General features: G+C 49.6%; 2 protein-coding genes and 4 tRNA genes. All 6 read right to left on the bottom strand.

Features of this window, described 5'->3' with window-relative positions; translation table 11 throughout:
• Positions 1–156: 156 nt before the first annotated feature.
• Complete coding sequence (locus tag PGL01S_RS30635; protein ID WP_127499530.1) at positions 157–1,008, bottom strand: ABC transporter ATP-binding protein; 852 nt, start codon at positions 1,006–1,008, stop codon at positions 157–159.
• Positions 1,009–1,203: 195 nt separating this feature from the next.
• Positions 1,204–1,938 (bottom strand): oxygen-insensitive NADPH nitroreductase, encoded by a 735-nt coding sequence (gene nfsA, locus PGL01S_RS30630; RefSeq protein ID WP_127499528.1) that lies wholly within the window; start codon positions 1,936–1,938, stop codon positions 1,204–1,206.
• A 92-nt stretch (positions 1,939–2,030) separates the two neighbouring features.
• Positions 2,031–2,113: transfer RNA gene (locus PGL01S_RS30625), tRNA-Leu, on the bottom strand.
• A gap of 24 nt (positions 2,114–2,137) precedes the next feature.
• Positions 2,138–2,210: transfer RNA gene (locus tag PGL01S_RS30620), tRNA-Lys, on the bottom strand.
• A 9-nt stretch (positions 2,211–2,219) separates the two neighbouring features.
• Positions 2,220–2,294, bottom strand: a tRNA-Gln gene (locus PGL01S_RS30615).
• A 9-nt stretch (positions 2,295–2,303) separates the two neighbouring features.
• A tRNA-Val gene (locus PGL01S_RS30610) sits at positions 2,304–2,379 on the bottom strand.

Below are 2,379 nucleotides of genomic sequence, written 5' to 3'. Positions count from 1 at the left end.
TGTTACTTTCGTTGTCGTTCGCGTTTCGTTATCATCGCGGCGACAAGTAATAATATATCACCTTCAAAAACAAAATGCAACTGTTTTATAAAAGTTTTTTTAAGAAAAGTTTTGAATAGAAAAAGCCGCGCTTTCCGGCACGACTTTTCGTTACAATTATGCTCCTGCGGCTGTCAAAATCCGCTCAGGTTTTGTATCGGCCATTACTTTATCGGCAGCCGGTTCGCCCGCCAATGCATATGGCAGGCAAAGCGGCACGCCTGTACGCGGATCGGGAACGATATCTGCTTCGATATTAAATACTTCACGCAAAACATCCGGTGTCATAACTTCGGCCGGGGTTCCTTCGCCTACGACAGTACCCTTCTTGATGGCAACCATGTGATGCGCGTAGCGCGACGCATGGTTCAAATCATGGACAACCATAACAACCGTACGGTTGTTCATCTCGTTAAGCTTCTGCAGCAAATGGAGAACCTCCAGCTGATGGGCCATATCGAGGAAGGTCGTTGGTTCGTCGAGGAACAAAATGTCCGTCTCTTGCGCAAGCGCCATTGCGATCCATGCGCGCTGGCGTTGACCGCCGGACAGTTGATCAACCGGGCGATCGGTGAATTCTCCCATGCCTGTCGCTTCAATGGCCCATTGGATAATACCTCGGTCTTCCTTCGTCAAGGAACCAAAGCCCTTCTGATAAGGGAAACGGCCATACGATACAAGCTCGGCAACGGTCAGGCCGTCCGGAGCTGTCGGATTCTGCGGCAAAATCGCAAGCTGCTTCGCCACTTCTTTTGTAGACTGCTTGTGTATCGATCTTCCGTCCAAGAGAACACTGCCTCCAGATGGATGCATCAACCGCGCCATCGTCTTCAGGATGGTTGATTTACCCGATCCGTTAGAGCCGACAAGGGCTGTAATCTTGCCTTGAGGGATAGCAATATTTAAATTTTGAACGATGAGTCGATCATCATAAGCAATGTCCAGATTCGAAGTCGCAAGACGAATCATTTGACCTGCACGCTCCTTCCGATGCCGTAAGGCAGATCGTGTCATTTATTATGCGCCTGCAGCGCGTCCGTGATAACAATTATCAATTAACTAGGTATAATGATAATCGTTCTCAGATGCGTTGTCAATGACAGAAATGTGATACTTGACCAATCGACATTGGATTAACCGATTTAATGTTTAAGGAACTTAACCTTACTCGAGCTTAAATCCTTGCTTTTCTAAAAAGGAGCGCATGTGAATGCGTACCGGACCCGCTTTGCCGGCCATTGCCTGTGACCATGTTGTACTGGCCTTCCCGTTCGATCTTGCCTTCATATAAGCGCTTAACGTTTCATCGTAGGTATCAATAGCAGAGTCTATGGCGCCCTGCTTGTAAGTATTCTCGAAATAGACCGCCTGGCGCGGCAGACGCGGCCGGTTAAGCGGAGATTGATCCGGCACGCCAATACACATCCCAAACACCGGGTACACATGCTGCGGGAGCTGTAGAAGCTCAGACACCTGCTCCGGCTGATTTCGGATCCCCCCGATATACACAATCCCAAGTCCGAGTGATTCAGCCGCTATAGCTGCATTCTGCGCCGCTAAGGCCGCATCCACCGTACCGATAATAAAATTCTCCGTCGTGCTGGGCATCTCGTCCTCATAATGTCGTTTAGCTGCCTGCTCCCAGCGGTACAGGTCAGCGCACCAGACGAGGAATACGGGGCTTTCCTCGATATAAGCCTGGTTACCCGCCAGCTTAGCCAATTCCCTGCGTAGTTCCATGTCCGTAATCCCAATGACGGAATAAGCCTGCATATTGCTTGAAGTAGACGCTTGCTGCGCCGCCGTTAATATGGCATCAAGCTGCTGCTCCGTTACCGGATCCTTCGTAAATTTGCGAATAGAACGGTGCTGCTTCAATAAAGCTATCACTTCATTCATTATTGATATCTCCTTTGCCCTAATAATGATATGGCTACAATGTAGCACAAAAAAACCTTCAGGACATCTCCTGAAGGTTTGGATGGTAAGTATGGTGCGCGTAGAGGGACTTGAACCCCCACGGTCGCCCGCCAGATCCTAAGTCTGGTGCGTCTGCCAATTCCGCCATACGCGCATGGGTGAAACTTATTAAGAAAAGTGAGCCATGAAGGACTCGAACCTTCGACACCCTGATTAAAAGTCAGGTGCTCTACCAACTGAGCTAATGGCTCGTATTAAAATGGCTGGGGATCAAGGATTCGAACCTTGGAGTGACGGAGTCAAAGTCCGTTGCCTTACCGCTTGGCTAATCCCCAATGTTGTAATGGTGGAGGCTGAGGGGATCGAACCCCCGACCCTCTGCTTGTAAGGCAGATGCTCTCCCAGCTGAGCTAAGCCTCC

Origin of the sequence: Paenibacillus glycanilyticus NBRC 16618, assembly GCF_004000805.1 — a bacterium.
Lineage (GTDB): Bacteria > Bacillota > Bacilli > Paenibacillales > Paenibacillaceae > Pristimantibacillus > Pristimantibacillus glycanilyticus.
The sequence above is the reverse complement of the archived record's forward strand: the minus strand, read 5'-3'. Positions and strand labels throughout refer to the sequence as shown.

Bases quoted from the DNA above. Each gene is read 5' to 3' on its own strand.
- PGL01S_RS30635 (WP_127499530.1), bottom strand. From the start codon at position 1,008: ATGATTCGTCTTGCGACTTCGAATCTGGACATTGCTTATGATGATCGA.
- nfsA (WP_127499528.1), bottom strand. From the start codon at position 1,938: ATGAATGAAGTGATAGCTTTATTGAAGCAGCACCGTTCTATTCGCAAA.